The sequence below is a fragment of the Anaeromyxobacter sp. Red801 genome (assembly GCF_049201065.2).
Taxonomy (GTDB): domain Bacteria; phylum Myxococcota; class Myxococcia; order Myxococcales; family Anaeromyxobacteraceae; genus Anaeromyxobacter.
Map to the genome: position 1 here is coordinate 4167073 of NZ_CM181236.1, position 17980 is coordinate 4185052.

The 17980-nt window shown below is 73.8% G+C and carries 13 protein-coding genes; 4 read left to right on the forward strand and 9 right to left on the reverse strand.

All coding sequences use genetic code 11. The features are described 5' to 3' along the window. Nucleotides 1-2 precede the first annotated feature (2 nt). Nucleotides 3-2033, reverse strand: a complete 2031-nt coding sequence (gene nuoL, locus ACOQFB_RS19205; protein ID WP_421609577.1) for an NADH-quinone oxidoreductase subunit L — start codon at nucleotides 2031-2033, stop codon at nucleotides 3-5. Nucleotides 2034-2113: 80 nt separating this feature from the next. Here nuoL and selA point away from each other — a divergent pair, with 80 nt between their 5' ends. Then, the gene (selA, locus tag ACOQFB_RS19210) at nucleotides 2114-3589 is read left to right on the forward strand and encodes an L-seryl-tRNA(Sec) selenium transferase (protein WP_421609578.1); all 1476 of its coding nucleotides are present in this window, start codon (nucleotides 2114-2116) and stop codon (nucleotides 3587-3589) included. Between the two features lie 168 nt (nucleotides 3590-3757). Here selA and ACOQFB_RS19215 read toward each other — a convergent pair whose 3' ends face one another. Beyond that, nucleotides 3758-4450 carry a response regulator transcription factor gene (locus ACOQFB_RS19215; protein ID WP_421609579.1) on the reverse strand — a complete coding sequence of 231 codons (693 nt, stop codon included), beginning with the start codon at nucleotides 4448-4450 and terminating at the stop codon, nucleotides 3758-3760. Further along, nucleotides 4443-5342, reverse strand: a complete 900-nt coding sequence (locus tag ACOQFB_RS19220) for an ATP-binding protein (RefSeq protein ID WP_494492321.1) — start codon at nucleotides 5340-5342, stop codon at nucleotides 4443-4445. Before ACOQFB_RS19220 ends, ACOQFB_RS19215 begins: the two co-directional genes overlap by 8 nt. A gap of 727 nt (nucleotides 5343-6069) precedes the next feature. Here ACOQFB_RS19220 and ACOQFB_RS19225 point away from each other — a divergent pair. After that, on the forward strand, nucleotides 6070-8424 hold the full coding sequence (locus tag ACOQFB_RS19225; RefSeq protein ID WP_059438582.1) for a multiheme c-type cytochrome: 2355 nt from the start codon (nucleotides 6070-6072) through the stop codon (nucleotides 8422-8424). 128 nt (nucleotides 8425-8552) lie between these two features. Here the strand turns inward: ACOQFB_RS19225 and fadJ are convergent, their stop codons facing one another. Both fadJ and fadI read right to left on the reverse strand, forming a co-directional pair. Beyond that, nucleotides 8553-10727 carry a fatty acid oxidation complex subunit alpha FadJ gene (fadJ, locus tag ACOQFB_RS19230; RefSeq protein ID WP_059438583.1) on the reverse strand — a complete coding sequence of 725 codons (2175 nt, stop codon included), beginning with the start codon at nucleotides 10725-10727 and terminating at the stop codon, nucleotides 8553-8555. Between the two features lie 52 nt (nucleotides 10728-10779). Further along, on the reverse strand, nucleotides 10780-12087 hold the full coding sequence (gene fadI / locus ACOQFB_RS19235) for an acetyl-CoA C-acyltransferase FadI (protein WP_421609580.1): 1308 nt from the start codon (nucleotides 12085-12087) through the stop codon (nucleotides 10780-10782). 171 nt (nucleotides 12088-12258) lie between these two features. On the opposite strand from fadI, the gene ACOQFB_RS19240 reads away from it, so the two are divergent. After that, nucleotides 12259-12738, forward strand: a complete 480-nt coding sequence (locus ACOQFB_RS19240) for a hemerythrin domain-containing protein (RefSeq protein WP_059438585.1) — start codon at nucleotides 12259-12261, stop codon at nucleotides 12736-12738. A 9-nt stretch (nucleotides 12739-12747) separates the two neighbouring features. Here the strand turns inward: ACOQFB_RS19240 and ACOQFB_RS19245 are convergent, their stop codons facing one another. Beyond that, the gene (locus ACOQFB_RS19245; protein WP_059438586.1) at nucleotides 12748-13725 is read right to left on the reverse strand and encodes a ParB N-terminal domain-containing protein; all 978 of its coding nucleotides are present in this window, start codon (nucleotides 13723-13725) and stop codon (nucleotides 12748-12750) included. Between the two features lie 71 nt (nucleotides 13726-13796). Here ACOQFB_RS19245 and ACOQFB_RS19250 point away from each other — a divergent pair, with 71 nt between their 5' ends. Next, nucleotides 13797-14801, forward strand: coding sequence for an ABC transporter ATP-binding protein (locus ACOQFB_RS19250; protein ID WP_059438587.1), 1005 nt, complete (start codon nucleotides 13797-13799; stop codon nucleotides 14799-14801). Nucleotides 14802-14804: 3 nt separating this feature from the next. Here ACOQFB_RS19250 and ACOQFB_RS19255 read toward each other — a convergent pair whose 3' ends face one another. From ACOQFB_RS19255 to rnz, 3 genes are all read right to left on the reverse strand, one after another. Beyond that, nucleotides 14805-16055 carry a small ribosomal subunit Rsm22 family protein gene (locus ACOQFB_RS19255; protein ID WP_421609581.1) on the reverse strand — a complete coding sequence of 417 codons (1251 nt, stop codon included), beginning with the start codon at nucleotides 16053-16055 and terminating at the stop codon, nucleotides 14805-14807. Between the two features lie 216 nt (nucleotides 16056-16271). Next, the gene (locus tag ACOQFB_RS19260) at nucleotides 16272-16976 is read right to left on the reverse strand and encodes a pirin family protein (RefSeq protein WP_059438600.1); all 705 of its coding nucleotides are present in this window, start codon (nucleotides 16974-16976) and stop codon (nucleotides 16272-16274) included. A gap of 81 nt (nucleotides 16977-17057) precedes the next feature. Next, nucleotides 17058-17975 carry a ribonuclease Z gene (gene rnz / locus ACOQFB_RS19265; RefSeq protein ID WP_059438599.1) on the reverse strand — a complete coding sequence of 306 codons (918 nt, stop codon included), beginning with the start codon at nucleotides 17973-17975 and terminating at the stop codon, nucleotides 17058-17060. Nucleotides 17976-17980 lie beyond the last annotated feature (5 nt).

Sequence of the window (17980 nt, forward strand, 5' to 3'; positions counted from 1 at the left end):
AGCTAGCGCCCTCCTGCGCCGACCACGGTCCAGAGGATGACGGCCGCGGCGACCACCATGATCGCGGCGTAGCGCTGCACGTCGCCGTTCTGGGCGAGCCGGAGCACCGACCCGGCGTACCCGACCAGCCGGGCCACGCCGTTCACCACCAGGCCGTCGATGGCGAACACGTCCACGATGCGCCAGAGCAGGTAGGCGGCGGTCTTGAGCGGCTCGATGACCACCATCTGGTACAGCTCGTCCACCCGGAACTTGTCCACCGCGAACTGGTACAGGCGCGGGAACGTGCGGGCCAGGGCGGCCGGGGCGGTGCGGAGCGCGCCCGCGTACATGAGGTACGCGACCAGCGTGCCCACCGCGGCGAGCGCCCAGGCCACCGCGAACGGCCAGGCGGGGTGCGCGCCGGCGTGCAGGTGGCCGACCTCGTGGAGCTGCTCGGTGCCGGCCGCGAACACCGGCTCGGTGAACCGCGCGAACACCTCGGCGAGCGGGCCGTGACCGGGGAGGCCGAGCAGCAGCGCCACGATGGAGAGGATCGCGAGCACCCACAGCGGCAGGTACATCACCGGCGAGGACTCGTGCGCGTGCTCGGCGGCCGCGGTGCGCGGCTTGCCGGTGAAGGTCAGGAAGAACAGGCGCGACATGTAGAACGCGGTGCCGAGCGCGGCGAGCGAGCCGAGCACGTACGCGATCTGGCCGACCTGGTGCCAGGCCGGGTTGTGGCTGAACAGCGCGTTCCCGAGGATGGCGTCCTTCGAGAAGAAGCCGGACAGCGGCACGAAGCCGGTGATGGCCAGGGTGGCGATGCCGAAGGTGGCCGCGGTGTGCGGCATCTTCTTCGCGAGGCCGCCCATGTTCCGGATGTCGGTGTCCTCGTGCATCCCGTGCATCACCGAGCCGGCGCCGAGGAACAGGCACGCCTTGAAGAACGCGTGGGTGACGAGGTGCAGCACGCCGGCCCACCAGGCGCCGACGCCGACGCCGATGAACATGAAGCCGAGCTGGCTGACGGTGGAGTAGGCCAGGACCTTCTTGATGTCGGTCTGGACGAACGCGATCATCGCCGCGAACAGCGCGGTGAGCGCGCCCACCAGCGTCACCGTGGCCATGGCCGCCGGGGCGAGCGAGAACAGGTAGGCGTTGCGCGCCACCAGGTACACGCCGGCGGTCACCATGGTGGCGGCGTGGATCAGGGCGGAGACCGGCGTCGGGCCGGCCATCGCGTCGGGGAGCCACACGTAGAGCGGCAGCTGGGCGCTCTTGCCGCACGCGCCCACGAACAGGCCGATGAGCGCGAAGGTGATGGCGGCCTGGTAGGTGCGGCCGGCGAACACGCCGGTCTGGATCGCGGCGGCCGGGTCGACGCCGTGCGCGAGCGACTGCAGGTCGGCGTAGCCGACCGTGCCGAAGATCGAGAACAGCGCGAAGACCCCGATCAGGAAGCCGAAGTCGCCGATGCGGTTGGTGACGAACGCCTTGCGGCCGGCGAACGCCTTGGCCGGGTCGGTGTACCAGAACCCGATCAGCAGGTAGCTGCAGAGGCCCACGCCCTCCCACCCGACGAAGGTGAGGATGAGCGAGTCGCCGAGGACGAGCGTGAGCATCGCCGCGACGAACAGGTTCAGGTACGTGAAGAAGCGCGCGTAGCCCGCGTCGTCCTCGTGCGACATGTACGACGCCGAGTAGACGTGGATGAGCGTGCCCACGCCGGTGACGACCATGATCATCGTCGCCGACAGGCGGTCCACCAGCAGGCCCCAGCCGATCGAGACGATCGTGCGGCCGTCGGCGCCGGTCACCTGGATCCAGGGCTCACCCCGGAAGCGGAGCACCGTGCCCGTCAGCGCGTGGTAGAACGCGACCGACGAGACGAGGAACGCGCCCACCATCACGCCGATGGCGATCACCGTCACGTTCCCGCGGCCGAGCCTCCGGCCGGTGAGACCGTTGACGATCGCTCCCGCGAGCGGGAACAGGATGATGGCCCACAGATAGGACTCTGCCGCAGCGGGAGAGGGTACGATCGAGGGCATAGAGTGGGGCGAAGGATTACCTTCATAGAGCCGCTCTAGCAAGGGTCTTGTCGGCCGAAAACCTCCGGGAGCAAGCGGACATGACCACTCCAAAATTCGTCCCCGGGCCGGCCGGCTCGGCCTTGCGAGGGCTCCCGCGGACGGATCGGCTGGTGGAGGCGGCGGATCGCGCGGGCATGGTCGAGGCGCTCGGGCGCGGCCCGGTCCTCGAGGCCGTCCGGGCCGAGCTGGACCGCCACCGGGCGGCGGTGCTGGCGGGGGAGCCCTGCCCCTCCCCGGAGGCGATCGAGGCAGGGCTGCTGGACCGGCTCCGGGAGGACGCCCGGGGGTCGCTCCGGCCGGTCGTCAACGCCACCGGCGTCGTGATCCACACCAACCTCGGCCGGGCGCCGCTGTCGGACGACGCCATCGCGGCCATGGGCCGGGCGGCCCGGGGCTACACGAACCTCGAGTACGACCTCGCGGAGGGCGAGCGGGGGGACCGGTACGGCCACGCCGAGGCGCCGCTGTGCCGGCTGACCGGCGCCGAGGCGGCGGTGGCGGTGAACAACAACGCCTCGGCCGTCATGCTGGCGCTCGCGGCGCTCATGGACGCGGCGCCGGACCGGTCGGGCGGCGGGGAGGCGGGGGTGCGCCCGCTGGCCGCACCCGGCCGCGGGGAGGCGGAGGCGGGCCTGCCCGAGGTGATCGTGTCGCGCGGGCAGCTCGTCGAGATCGGCGGCGGCTTCCGCATCCCCGACGTGCTGCGCCGCTCCGGGGCCGCGCTCGTCGAGGTGGGGACCACCAACCGGACCTACCTGCGCGATCACGAGGCGGCGGTCGGCCCGCGCACGCGCATCCTCCTGGCGGTGCACCGGTCCAACTTCCGCCTGTCCGGCTTCGTGCACGACACGCCGCTGGAGGAGCTGGTGGACCTCGGCCGCCGGCGCGCGCTGTGGGTGGTGGACGACCTGGGCTCGGGCACGCTCCTCGAGACGGCGCCGTTCGGCCTGGGCGTCGAGCCGACCGTGCAGGAGCGGATCCGCGCCGGCGCGGACCTGGTGTGCTTCTCCGGCGACAAGCTCCTGGGCGGCCCGCAGGCCGGGATCCTGTGCGGCACGCGCGAGGCGATCGCGCGCGTGAAGCGCCACCCGCTCATGCGCGCGCTCCGGGTGGACAAGGTGACGCTCGCGGCGCTCTCGGCGACGCTCGCGCACTACGAGCGCGGCGAGGCGCTGGAGAAGGTGCCGGTGTGGCGCGCCATCGCCGCGGGTCCGGAGGCGCTCGAGGCGCGCGCCCGCGGCTGGCTCGCGGCGCTCGGGCCGGCCGGCGCCGGCTGCGCGGTGCGCCCGAGCCGCTCCGCGGTGGGCGGCGGCTCGCTGCCCGAGGTCACCCTCCCCACCTCCGTGCTCTCGCTGCCCGGCGCGCCCGACGCGCTCGCCGCCCGCCTGCGGCGCGGCGATCCGCCGGTGGTCGGGCGCATCGAGGAGGACCGCGTGGTGCTCGATCCGCGCACGGTGATGCCGGGCGAGGACGAGGCGCTCGTCGCCGCGGTGCGGGGCGCGCTGGCCGGCTGAGGAGCCGCCGCTCGCGGTCCCCGACCGCGCGCCGCCAGGCGCGCCCGCGGGGACACTCGCGCGAGCCCGCGAATGCGGGCGCGCGAGGTCACGGGACCCGCGCAGCAGGGTGGGGCCCCGCGGCCCCTTCGACAGGCTCAGGGTCCGTGGGGCGGGGCGCAGCCCCGTTCAGACGTTGAACCGGTAGCCGATGCCGCGGACCGTCTCGAGGTGGCGAGGCTGCTCGGCGTCGTCGCCGATGTGCGCGCGCAGCCGGGCCACGAAGTTGTCCACGGTGCGGGCGGTGCCGAAGTAGCGCGAACCCCACACCGCCTCCATGAGCTGCTCGCGCGAGTAGACGCGATCGGGGTGGGTGACGAAGAACGCGAGCAGGTCGAACTCGCGGCTGGTCAGCTCGAGCGCGCGGCCGTCCACCAGCGCGCGCCGGGCGTCGAGGTCGAGCTCGATGCCCCCCGCCCTCCGGATCGCCTTCGGCTGCGCGCCCTCGCCGCGCGCGCGGCGCCGGCGCAGCAGCGCGTCGATCCGCGCGAGCAGCTCCTTCAGCCCGAACGGCTTGCCCAGGTAGTCGTCGGCCCCGAGCTGCAGCCCGGCCACCTTGTCGGTCTCCTGGTTCTTCGCCGAGAGGATGAGGATGGGGAGCTCGGGGTCCTCCTTGCGGATCTCCCGGATCACCTCCAGCCCGCCCATGCGCGGCAGCATCACGTCCACCACCACCAGGTCCGGCCGCTCGGTGCGCGCCAGCTGCAGCCCGGTCTCGCCGTCGCTCGCGGACCGGACCGTGTAGCCCTCCATCCCGAGGTTGAGCTGCAGGCCCCGCAGGATGGACGGGTCGTCCTCGATCACCAGGATCCGCTCAGCCATGGGTCCCTCCGGCCACCGGCAGCGCGATGCGGAAGGTCGCGCCGCGCCCGGGCTCGCTCTCGACCGACACCTTCCCGCCGTGCCCGATCACGATGTGCTTCACCATCGCCAGCCCGAGCCCGGTGCCCTCCACCGTGCGCTTGAGCGGGTCGGAGGCCCGGTAGAACTTGTCGAACACGTGCTTCTGGTCGCGCTGCGGGATCCCGGGCCCGTTGTCGGTCACCGCGATGGTCACGGTGGGCCCGCTCGCCACGGCCGCGAGCCGGATCCGCTTGTCCGGCCCGGTGTACTTGAACGCGTTGTTGAGCAGGTTCAGCACCGCCTCGACCAGGGCCGAGCGGTCCGCCATCACCGAGGGCAGGCGGGGCGGGAGGTCCAGCTCCAGCTGCACCGGGTGGTGCAGCCGCTGCGGCTCGAACGCGACGAGCGCCGCGTCCAGGATCGGGCCGAGCGGCTGCCGGGTGAGCTCGTAGACGCGCCGGCCGGACTCCATGCGCGCCCAGTCGAGCAGGCGGTTGATGAGCCCGGAGAGCCGCGCGGTCTCCTCGGCGACGATCTCCAGCGCCTCGCGCTGCCGCTGCGGGTCCTGGAGGCGGCCGAGCTGGAGCGTCTCGACGAACATGCGGATCGAGGTGAGCGGGGTCCGGAGCTCGTGGCTCACCTTGTTCACGAAGTCGGTCTGCAGCTTCGCGACCCGGGCCTCCCGGAACAGCACCGCCAGCGTGGCCGCGCTGCCGATGATGGTGGTGCCGACCAGCGAGACGATCAGGATGCCGAACAGGTAGTCCCGGGCCACCGAGCCGTAGACGAGGATCAGGATCCCCACCGTCAGCATGAGGGCGGCGGGCAAGACGAAGCCGATGATGAGCGGAAGGACGTGGCGGAGCTTCAAGGGGCCCTCTGGCGCGGCATCTTAAGCCGGGCGGCCGCCTGCCGCCTGCGTCCCGGAACGCCCCGGCGCGGCGCCCCCGCCGGCGGCCGGGGCGCCGCCCGCCCGCCCGCCGGCCCGGATTGACCTCACGCGTCAGGGCGGATTGGACCGCCGCGAAATCACTGCGACGCTCCTGCGCAATCCTGGCGCCGGCGGGGCGGCCACCACCCGCGCCGCGGCGCGCAAGCCTCCATCCCTCGCCCGGACGGCCGCGCCGGCGCGGCGCGCGGGCGTCCCGCGGCGCGTGGCCAGCATTGGCTACGGCCTCGGGGGAGCGCCGGCGGGCGGCGCGCCGCGCGATTGCGCACAGGGGCACAATCCCCGCGGCCGATCGCCGCGGGGTGCGCAGCGCGGCGATCGCGCGAAACCCGCGCCAGATCGCGGCCTCCACGCGGCGCCGGCGGCGCGGCGCGCGCGGACATCGTTGCGAGGCGCCAGGGTTGATTTGCGTCATCGCCGGGCGCCCCGGATTGCAGATTGGACAGAACCGCCCACCCCCGTTCCGCGGAGCGCGGCAACCGGCCGCATGCCCAAAAGGCGCGAGATATCACCGCATTGCGCCGACGACGCGGCCGACCGCAGGAAAATTACGCAATCGTCTGGCCAATGATTTTCGCCTTGGTAGACTTCGCGCCGCGATCGGATTCGGGGGCGCTATTGCCCTATCCACGCTTGGGAGCTTCACGCCATGCAAAAACTGATGCGGTACAGCGGCGCGCTGTTCTTCGCCGGCGTGCTCGCGCTTGCTGGGTGCAAGGGGTCGGACGGGAGCGTCGGGCCCCAGGGCCCTCCGGGCCAGGACGGCACGGACGGTCAGAACGGCCAGAACGGCCAGAACGGGCAGGACGGCAAGGACGCGGCTGCCATCGCCAAGCCCGAGTCGTGCTCCGTGTGCCACGCCACCGCGGGCACGCAGCACCAGGGCATCTACAACAACTTCGCCGACGGCCTCGATCCCGAGACCACGAAGCTCGTGATCTCCGACATCCAGGTCGCGAGCGTGCCGGGCGCCACGGAAGGCACGTTCGACGTCACCCTCACCTTCGCCGTGACCTACAACGGCGTCGCGTTCACGGGCGATCTCGGCACGATGAAGCAGAAGCGCTACACCGCGACCCAGTTCGACACCGCCACGAACAGCTTCACCACCGCGACGGCGTTCTCCTGGGGCTCGCCCGTGTACGACGCGGACATCGGGCGCTACACGGCCACGAAGACCGCCGCCGCGTTCGCGCCGGAGGCCTCGAACGCGTTCGTGTACCTGTACCTCGGCGACAAGCTGATCCTGCCGGCCGAGGGCCACTACAACCTGATGGACAACGTGGCCAGCGCCGGCGTGAAGTACGGCACCTGGACCTACACGTCCGTCGCGAACGTCGCCGGCTGCGAGAAGTGCCACCCGGCGCCGTACGCGAAGCACGGCTACCGCCAGGCGACCGTGGCCGGCCTCGAGGACATGGTGGCCTGCAAGGCCTGCCACACCGACCAGCGCGAGGGCACGGACTTCGTCTTCCAGATCCTGGGCGACGACCCGGCCGCGGCGGCCGCGCTCCAGGTGGACGCGGACGGCGAGACCATCTACAGCGCCGAGCAGCAGGCGAAGTACGCCTACACCGCGACCATCGTGAACGACACGCACATGTCGCACGCGATGGAGTTCCCCTACCCGCAGACGATGGCGAACTGCGTGACCTGCCACGCGGGCAAGCTCGACCTCATCCTCACCGACGCGAACTTCACGCTGAAGACCTGCAAGAGCTGCCACCCGGTCACCGGCACGGGCGCGAACGCCCCGGCGCTCAGCGCGGTCGTGCCGCACAACATCGACCTGTACACGTACACGGGCGCCTGCAACGAGTGCCACCGCGCGACGAACGGGATCGGGCCGACGTTCAGCCAGATCCACCTCGGCTATGACGCGAAGATCTACGCGAGCGAGGGCGTGAAGCACGCGGCCGGCTTCACCACCACCATCGACACCGTCGCCTTCGACGCGGCCACCAACATCCTCACGGTGGACTTCGCCGTCGCCGGCGCCGCGGCCAACGCGCTCGTGAAGCCGACCGTGGTCGTCAGCCTCTACGGCTACGACACGAAGGACTTCATCGTCAGCGGCCACGGCTCGACCGGCGGCCTCCGCAACCTCGAGTGGACCGAGGGCTCGACCAGCAACAGCCCGCGCCTCGCGGTCGCCCCGCTGGCGACGGCCGGCAACGCGGAGTGGACGGCGACCGCCGACCTCTCCACCTGGGCCGACATGATCGCGAGCGGCGTCGTCAAGCGCGTCGAGGTGGTCGTCCTGCCGGTGGTCGGCCTCGACCAGACGGCGGCCGTCTCCGCCACCAACGTGGAGATCGCGGTCGCCGGCGTGTCGAAGACCGTGGACCTCGCCGAGGGCGCGATCGTCGCCGACGATGTGGCCTACGGCCGGAACATCGTGGCGACGTCGGGCTGCAACAACTGCCACGACGCGCTCGCCACCACGTTCCACCACCCCGCGTACGGCGCCGCCGGCGTCGTCGGCTGCCGCGCCTGCCACGTGGTCGGCAGCGGCGGCTCGCACCTGGAGATGCAGTCCCGGTCGATCGACTCCTACGTGCACGCCATCCACTCGTTCCAGGCGTTCGACATCGGCGACATCGACTTCGCCGACCCGGTCGCGAACATGGAGTACGAGCACCACATCGGCTCGACGTACCCCAACTTCACGATCCTGAACTGCCGCTCGTGCCACGAGGCCGGCAAGTTCGAGGTGCCGGATCAGCGGCTGTCGATGCCGAGCCTGCTCTCCGCCTCCGACACGATCACCGGCAAGGACCGGGCCATCGGCACCGTCCCGATGTACGTGACCGGCCCCGGCTCGCGCGCCTGCGGCTCCTGCCACCGGTCGCAGATGATCAACGCGGACGCGGCGGGCGACCTCGCCTCGTTCAACGCGCACACCGCGACGTTCGGCACGATGGTCGAGACGACGTCCACGAACGGGCAGTCCACGACGGACTTCTACGACGCCGTGGCGAAGCTCTTCGCGCAGTTCCAGTAGGCGCGGCGGGCGGGGTGGGCTCCGGCCCGCCTCGCCCACCCTGAAGACCGCAGCATCGACGTGAGGGAGGCGAGCCGGGGACCCCGGCTCGCCTCTCGCATTCCCGGGGGCGCGGCGCGCGGCCGGGCTCAGCCGTGGAACGGCCGGCCCGCCCGGCCCAGCTCGGCGAGCAGCGGCGCCGGCTCGAAGCGGTCGCCGTGCCGCCCGCGCAGCTGCTCCATCCGGTCGAGCAGCGCCTTCGTGCCCACCGCGTCGGCCCAGCGGAACGGCCCGCCGCGGAACGGCGGGAAGCCCAGGCCGAACACCGCGCCGACGTCGCCGTCGCGCGCCGAGCGCAGGATGCCCTCGCCCAGGCAGCGCACCGCCTCGTTCACGAGCTGCAGCACCAGCCGCTCCTGGATCTCGTCGGCGGCGACGCGCTTGCGGCGGCGGCCGCCGGGCAGCAGGTCGTAGACGGTCTCGTCCACCCGCTTCTCCTTGCCGCCGTACGTGTAGAAGCCCTTGCCGTTCTTGCGGCCGAGGCGCCCCGCCTTCACCACGTCGTGCAGCGCGCCCGGCGGCGCCATGCGCGCCCCGAACGCCTCCTGCAGGATCTTGCCGACCTTGTCGCCGACGTCGATGCCCACCTCGTCGAGCAGCGTGATGGGGCCCACCGGGAACCCGAACGCCACCAGGGCCCGGTCCAGGTCCTCGATGGCCGCGCCCTCCACCAGGAGATGGGCCGCCTCGTTCATGTAGGGCGCGAGGATGCGGCTCGTGTAGAAGCCGGGCCCGTCGCGCACCACGATCACCGTCTTGCCCTGCTTCTTGCCGAGCGCCACCGCGGTGGCGGTCGCCTCCGGCGCGGTGCGCGGGGTGACGATCACCTCGAGCAGCGGCATCTTGTTGACCGGCGAGAAGTAGTGCATCCCGAGCACGGTCTCGGGGTGGCGGGACGCCTCGGCGATGCGGGCGATGGGGATGGAGGAGGTGTTGGAGGCGAAGATGCCGGCCGGGTTCACCGCCTCGAACGCGCGCACCATCTCCTGCTTCAGCGAGAGGTCCTCGAACACCGCCTCGACGAGCACGTCCACCCGCTCCAGGCCGGACCAGTCGGTGGTGGTGGTGAGCAGGCGGAGCTTCTCGGCGCGCTCCAGCCGGTCGATGGACCGGCGCTTCACCCGCTCGTCGAGGATGCCGCGGACCGCCGCCACGCCCCGCGCGGCGGCGGCGTCGTCCCGCTCGCGCAGGCGCACCGGCAGGCCGGCGTTCACGGTCACGTAGGCGATCCCGCCGCCCATCAGGCCGCCGCCCAGCACGCCCACCGCCGAGACCGGGCGCGCCTTCACCGCCGGGTCGTCCACCCCGTTGTCCTTCTTGAGCGCGGTGGTGGCGAAGAAGATCTCCATGAGCCGGCGGGCCTCCGGCGTCATGGCGAGCTTCCCGAACAGCTCGGCCTCCTTCTCCAGCCCCTTCTCGAAGCCCTTCGCGTACCCGTGCTCGATGGCCTCGAGCGCGCGCAGCGGCGCCGGGTAGTGCCCCTTCGTCTTCGCGAGGGTGAGCTTGCGCGCCTGCCGGAACAGCACCTCGCGGCCGAGGAAGTTCTCCTCCAGCGCGGCGCGGGTGACGCGCTCCACCGCGCCGCCGGCCCGGCGCGCGGCGCGGCGCAGCTTGCCCGAGGCGAGCGCGGCGGCGCGCTCCCGCGCCACCTGCAGCAGGAGCGGCGGCGGGACCGCCTCGTCCACCAGGCCGAGCTTCAGCGCCTTCCTCGCCTTCACGGTCTTGCCGGCCAGGATGAGGTCGAGCGCCGGCTGGATGCCGATGAGCCGCGGGAGCCGCTGGGTCCCGCCGCCGCCCGGGATGAGCCCGAGCTGCACCTCGACCAGGCCGAGCGAGGTCTTCGGGTGGTCGGTGGCGACGCGGTAATGGCACGCGAGCGCCCACTCCAGCCCGCCGCCCAGGCAGGCGCCGTGGATGGCGGCCACCACCGGCTTCCGGCAGCGCTCCACGCGGTCGAACAGCGCCTGCCCGTCGCGCGAGAGCCGCTCCGCCTCGGCGGCGTCCTTCGCGCCCTGCATCAGCTCGACCTTCGCGCCGGCCACCCACACGTCGGGCTTGCCGCTCGCGACGACGATCGCCTTGACCGCCTCGTCCTTCTCCAGCCGGTCGAGGTGGGCGGCGAACTCCCGCATCGCCTCGGGGTGCACGGTGTTCACGCGCTCGCCCGGCTCGTCGAGCACCAGCGTGGCCACGCCGCCGGCGACCTCCACGCGGAAGTACCGCGACGCGCCCTGGCCCGCCGTCATCGCCTCAGCCGACATCATGCGTCCCTCCGTGCACGCCGGCGCGCCGCGCGGGGCGGGCGCCGGGGGCGAGTCACTCCCGCTCGAGCACCACCGCCGCGCCCAGGCCGCCCGCCGCGCACACCGTGAGGAGCGCGTGCTGCCCGCCGCGGCGCCCCAGCTCCCGGAGCGTCTGCAGGATCATGCGCGCGCCGGTGGCGGCGAACGGGTGGCCGAGCGCGATCGAGCCGCCGTTCACGTTCAGCCTGGCCGGGTCCACCTCGCCGAGCGGCTCGGCCCGGCCCAGCTCCCGCTCGGCGAAGTCCTTCGAGGCGAACGCCTGCAGGTTGGACAGCACCTGCGCGGCGAACGCCTCGTGCATGTCCACGAGGTCCATGTCGGCGAGCCGGAGCCCGGCCCGCTCCAGCGCCACCGGCGCCGCGTAGGCCGGCCCCTGCAGCAGCTGGTCGCGCGGGTCGAGCGCGGCGTAGGCGTAGGCCTTCACGAACCCGAGCGGCCGGATCCCGAGCGCCTTCGCCCGCTCCTCGCTCATGAGCACGAGCGCGGCCGCGCCGTCGGTGAGCGGCGAGGCGTTGCCGGCGGTGATGGTCCCGTACTTGCGATCGAACACCGGGCGGAGCTTCGCGAGCGCCTCGACGGTGGTGTCCTTGCGCACGATGTTGTCGCGCGCCGCCACGTGGTCGTAGCGGGGCGGCACCGGGACGTGCATGACCTCCTCGTCGAAGCGGCCCGCGTCCCAGGCCTCGGCGGCGCGGCGGTGGCTCTCGTACGCGAGCCGGTCCTGCGCGGCGCGCGAGATGCCGTTCACCTGCGCCATCTTCTCGGCGCTCTCGCCCATGGTGAGCCCGGTGGTGGGCTCCTTGAGCGCGGGCGGCGTGGGCGTGAAGTCCTTCGGGCGCAGGCCGGCGAGGATGCGGGCGCGGTCGGCGAGCGTCCGCGCGCGGCTCAGCTCCACCAGCGCCTGGGCCAGCGGGCGCGAGGCGAAGATGGGCGCGTCGGAGACGGACTCGGCGCCGCCGGCGATGGCGCAGTCGGAGTGGCCGAGCCGGATCTGGTCGGCCGCGTCGGTGGCCGCCTGGATGGAGGTGGCGCAGGCGCGCGCCACCGTGTGCGCCTGCACGCTCCGCGGCAGCTGGGTGCGCAGGACCATCTCGCGGCCGATGAGCGTGACCGTCGGCGAGGGGATGACCTGGCCGAAGATCACGGAGTCGAAGGCCGTCGGCGAAAGCCCGCTCCGCACCACCAGCTCGTTCACCACCAGCGCGCCGAGATCGGTGGCGGAGAGGTCCTTGAAGTCGGTGCCCGCCTTGACGAACGGCGTGCGGAGGCCGGCCACGACCGCGGCCCGCCGGCCGGGCGGAGGAGAACCGTTCATGCCCATGAGCGCAGCTCCGGTTGACTCGGGAATCGGTCGGTTGCCTGGCCAGATTTAGTGAGCATGGCGCGAAGCGTCAACCAAGGACCGCTCCTCCCCCCGCGGGGGATCGGGGTGTGGGGGATGGAGCCGGCGGGCGCCCTTGCGCACGTCAGGGGGGCCGGGCACGATTCATCCATGAGGCGCTCCCGCCAGCTGAAGCCACTTTCGAGCGAGCACCACCAGGCCATGCTGGTCGCGTTCCAGCTCAAGATGGGGCTGGCCGGCCACCCGGAGAGCGCGGGCGCCCCGAAGGACCTGCCGGGGCTCCTCGCCCTGGCGCGGCGTTTCGACGAGCAGGTCTTCCGGACGCACAGCCGCACCGAGGAGGACGTGCTCGGGCGCCACCTCACCGGCGCCGACCTCCACCGGCTCGGCTCGGAGCACGCAGAGCTGACGCGGCTGCTCGACAGCGCGCGGACGGCCCGCCCGCCGGAGCTCCGCGCCGCGCTGACCGCGTTCGCCGAGCTGCTGGAGCGGCACGTCCGCTGGGAGGAGCGCGAGGTGTTCCCGTACGCGGAGGACCACGTGGACGAGGAGACGCTCGCCACCATCGGGGGCGAGCTGGAGCGCCGCCTGGTCCTGGCGCACACCGAGACCCGCGCCCAGCGCCGCTGATCCCGGCCGCTACTCCGCCTCCGGCGCGCCGCCGCTCCGCGCCACGTCCTCGCTCTTGATCTTGCCGGGGTCCATCCCCTGGGCGCGCTTCGTCATCTGCGCGAACAGCTCGTCGAACGGCGGCGCCGCGCCCTTCATGAAGCGGAGCGGGTTCACTCGCGCCACCACGAAGTTCTTGAGGTAGGGCGAGTCGAAGCCGCGCGCCTTGAGCCGCGCCACCGCCTCGCCCACCGCGTCGTCGAACGCGAGCAGCACCGACGCGCGCCGCTCGCGCTCGGCCAGCGCCCGGGAGAGCTCGTCGTCGGAGAGCGCGTCCACCTTCCGGAGGATGGGCGCGTAGGCGCCGCCGGAGAGGCGCGGCCGCTGCTCGTAGGCGAAGCCGAGCGTGACGAGCGCCGGCTCCTCGAACTCGAGCGCCATCTCGCTCTCCTTCGGGTCGAGCGCGCCGGCGAGGTCGCGGTACATGCGCACCACCTCGAGCGCCTTCTCGCGGAGGTTGTGCGCCTTCTCGATGTTGAGCGCGAGGATCTGGTACGCGACCTCGCGCTCCGGCACGAGCAGCGCCAGCACGGTCCGGGCGCCGAGCTCCTTCAGCGCCGTGAGCCGGTGGCCGCCGTTCGGCGTGAGGTACCGGTCGCCCTCGCGCACCGCGACGATGGGGTCGAGGTACCGGCGGGTCTTGTCCATGGCGAGGGTGAGCTTCCGCACGTGCGCGTCGGACACGTCGCGCTGGAACGCGGTGCGCTCCACCTTCTCGACCGGCAGCGCCACGAACAGCAGCGGGTGGCCGCCCAGCGGCTCGCGGTAGGCGGCCAGCACCGCCCCGCCGTCCGCCTCCACCGCGCGCGCCAGCGCCTCCAGCTCCGGCGGCCGCTCGGCGAGCGCCACCTGCTGGGCGCCCAGCTCGGTCGGCTTCAGCGTCACCCCCTTGCGGGCGCGGGGACGGCCGGTCTTGGTGACCGGGCGCTTCTTCTTCGTGGCGGCCATGAACGCATGGTAACCGGCCGCGCGACACGGGGGTTGCCCCCGGGAGGTCCGGGCCGCAATATCTCGCCCCCGTGATCCAGGTCCGCGCCCTCGCCAAGCACTACCGCGTCGCCCGGCGCCCACCCGGCCTGGCCGCCGCGGTGCGCGCGCTGTTCCACCGCACCTACGAGACGGTCCGCGCCGTGGACGGCATCGACTTCTCGGTGGGTGAAGGAGAGCGGGTGGGGTTCCTGGGGCCGAACGGGGCGGGCAAGACCACCACCCTGAAGATGCTCTCCGGCCTGCTGCACCCCACCGCCGGCGAGGTGACGGTGGCCGGGCACGTGCCGCGCCGCCGCGAGCCGGCCTTCCTGAAGGCCATCACGCTGGTGATGGGCCAGAAGCAGCAGCTGATCTGGGACCTGCCGCCCGCCGAGACGTTCGAGCTGAACCGCGCCGTCTACGACATCCCGCGGGCGCAGTTCCAGGAGACGGTGGCGGAGCTGACCGAGCTCCTCGAGCTCGGGACGCTCGTGCAGAAGCCCACCCGCCAGCTCTCGCTGGGCGAGCGGATGAAGTGCGAGCTCGCCGCGGCGCTGCTGCACCGGCCCCGGGTGCTGTTCCTCGACGAGCCCACCATCGGGCTCGACGTCTCCATGCAGGCCACCGTGCGCCAGTTCGTGAAGGCGTACAACGAGCGCTTCGGCGCCTCGGTGATCCTGACCAGCCACTACATGGAGGACGTGCTGCAGCTCTGCCCGCGGGTGGTGGTCATCGACCACGGCCGGATCATCTACGACGGCGACCTGCGGGCGCTCGCGCACCGGGTCCGCCCGGACAAGCGGATCGTGCTGCGGCTGGCGAGCGGCAACGGCGCGGCGCCGTCGGGCGGCGAGCTGGCGCGCTTCGGCCAGGTCGTGTCGGCGGAGCCCGGGAGCGCCACGCTGCAGGTGGCGGCGGAGGAGGTCTCGGCGGTGGTGGCGCGGCTGCTCGCGGCCATGCCGGTGACCGACCTCACCGTGGAGGACCCGCCGCTCGAGGAGGTCTTCTCGGAGCTGTTCCGCGCCTCGCGGCGCGCGGCGGAGCCGGCGAAGTAGCGGTCAGCCCTCGCCGCGCGGCGGCGGGACCGGCCGCCCGGCCGGCGCGAGCACCTTCACCGTGGACGCCTCGCCGAGCGCCAGCCCGTCGCCGCGCGGCTCGGCCCCGGTCACCTCCACCACGTCGCCGCGGAGCAGCCGCTCGAAGGCGCGGTTCTCGAGGCGGACGTGCTTCTCCTGCAGGCTGAGGCCCATCCGGCCCTCGGGGCCGCAGCCCATGTAGCGCAGGCGGCCCTTCGACGGCAGCGGCTCGGAGACGATGCGGAACACCCGGCCGGCCGGCGGCGCCTGCCAGGCCTCGCCCGGCGGCGCGACCACGAGGTAGCTCATCTTCACCGCCTCCTTGCGCAGCCCGGCCGCCTTCCCGATCTGCGCGACGAGCGGCGGCGGGTCCACCGGCCGCTCGGCGTGGCACCAGTCGGTCTCGCGCAGCAGCGCCGGGCAGGGGCCGCGGAACAGGCACGGGGCGCGCACGGCGGCGCCGCGCTCCACCAGCAGGTCGCGCACGCGCAGGAGCGCCCGCGAGGTGTCGCGGAGCGCCGGCTCGATCACCAGGAGCGAGCCGCCCGGCGCCACCAGCCCGAGCGCCTCCTCGAGCAGCTCGGCGCGCCGCCGGTCCTCGTCCTGCCCCTTCCACAGCTCGTTGAGGACGTGGCCCATCGAGACGAGGTCGAAGCGGCGGCCGCCGGCGAGCGCGGCGAGCCCGGTGCGCGACGGCGCCGCCGTCCCCGGCGCCGGCGCCTGGGGCCCGTGGGGCCGCGGCGCGGGCGCGGCGCGGGCCGGGTTCCACTCGCGGGTGGCGAGCGGCTCGCCGGCGTGGCGGGAGAGCTCGCGGGCGGCGGCGAGGGCGCGGGCGGAGCGGTCGGCGGCGGTCACCTCCGCGGCGCCGGCGTCGAGCGCGGCGAACGCCATGGGGCCGGGGCCGCTGCCCAGGTCGAGCACGGTGCGCGGGCGGCGCGGCAGCTCGGAGAGCACGCCCCGCGCCTGGAGGTACGAGACCGGCCAGTAGAACAGCAGATACGCGCCGAGGAGCCGCTCCTCGTCCATGTAGCGGGCGCCCGCCAGCTCCCGGTCGCGGGTGAGGCCGCGCGAGAGCCGGGCCACCGCCGCCCCGACCTCGCGCAGCTCCTCGGGCAGGAGCGCGTCGGGCGGGGGGCGGGGTCCGCGGCGCGGCGGGCCCTTGCGCGCCGCGCGCCAGGTGGCGAGCAGGCGGGGGACCCAGCGCGCGAGGTCGTCGGCGGGCGTGTTCGGCACGCCCGTGGTTCTAGACCAACCCGCGCGCGGGCGGAACAGGCGAGCGCCGGTGACGACCCGCGGGCCGGCGAGCGCCGCGAGCCCGCCGGGGCGCCGCCGCGTGCGGCGAAGCCGCTCGCGGCGGCGCATGGGACCCGGCGAGCAGGAATGGGGCCCCGACGACCCTTCGGCAAGCTCAGGGCCGGCGGGGCGAGGGCGCAGCCCTCGCACTCATGCTCAGGCGAGGTCGAAGACGAGCAGCTCGGCCGTGCCCTCCCCCGCCCCGGCGAGCGCGACCTCCGCCTCGCCGGAGAGCGCCGCGCCGTCGCCGGCGCGGAGCCGCTCGCCGTTCACCGTGGCCTCGCCGCGCGCCACCTGCACCCAGGCGTGCCGGCCCGGCGCGAGCGGGAGCGCGGCGCGCTCGCCGGCCGCGAGCAGCGTCGCGTACACCCGCGCGTCCGCGTGGATGGTGGTCGCGCCGTCGGCGCCGTCGGGCGCGGCGACGAGGCGCAGCCTCCCGCGCCGCTCGGCCTCCGGGTACTCCCGCTGCTCGTAGGAGGGCTTCAGGCCCCGGCGGTCGGGGATGAGCCAGATCTGGAGGAAGTGGACCTCCTCGCGGTCCGAGCCGTTGAACTCGGAGTGCATGACGCCCGTGCCCGCGCTCATGCGCTGCACCTCGCCCGGCCGCAGGCGGCCGCCGCCGCCGGTGGAGTCGCGGTGCGCGAGCGTGCCGGCGAGCACGTAGGAGAGGATCTCCATGTCGCGGTGGCCGTGCGTGCCGAACCCCTCGCCCGGCTTGACGCGGTCCTCGTTGACGACCCGCAGGGCGCGGAAGCCCATGTGCGCCTCGTCGTGGTAGTCGGCGAACGAGAAGGTGTGGCGGGTGTCGAGCCAGCCGTGATCGAAGTGGCCCCGGGCCTCGGACTTGCGGACGGTGATCATGCGCGGAACCTAACGGCGAACTCCGCGCCGTCCAGCGCAGGCCATCTCGATGGCCCCGCCTATGGGCGGGGGCGCGCGCCGTCACCCCGGCAGCGGGATCTCGAGCACCATGCCGTCGTGCGCCACGTCGAGCGGGCCCGGCCAGACCTCCCGCGCCTGCTGCACCAGCGGCTCCCAGGCGCGGTCGTAGCGGGTGGAGAGGTGCGTGAGCACCAGCCGCCCCACCCCCGCCTCGCGCGCCACCTGGGCCGCGCCGCGGGCGGTGGAGTGGAGCGTCTCCTCGGCCCGCTCCGCCTCGCCGTCGCCGAAGGTGCAGTCGTGGACCAGCACGTCCGCGCCGCGCGCCGCCTCGACGGTGGCCGCGCACGGCCGCGTGTCGCCGGTGATGACCAGCGCCCGGCCGCGCCGCGGCGGCTCGACCACCTCGTCGGGCCGCACCGCGCGGCCGTCGGGGAGCGTCACCGGCTCGCCGCGCTGGAGCGCGCCGAACAGCGGGCCCTTCGGGACGCCCAGGGACGCGGCCTTCTCCGGGTGGAAGCGGCCCGGCCGCGCGTCCTCGCGGAGCGCCCACCCGACGGACGGGGTGCGGTGCTCGGTGGGGAACGGGACCATGGCGCAGCCGTCGCGCCGCACCGGCTCGCCCGCGCGCACCTCATGGATGCGGACCTCGTAGCTGAAGCGCTCCGCGCCGGTGAACAGCATGGTCTCGAGCAGCCGCTTCGCCGGGCGCGGGCCGTACAGGTCGAGCGGCTCGGCGCGGTTCTGCATCGAGAGCGTCCGCAGGAAGCCGATGGCGCCGAGGTAGTGGTCGGCGTGGAAGTGGGTGAAGAAGATGGCCGCCACGTCGAACCCGGCGCCGAACTGGATGAGCTGCCGCTGGGTGCCCTCGCCGCAGTCCACCAGGAACAGCTCGCGCTCCCGCCGCACCGCGTGGCCGGTGAGGTTGCGGCGGATGGTGGGCTGGGCGGCGGACGTGCCGAGGAAGGTCAGGCGGAGCATGCCGG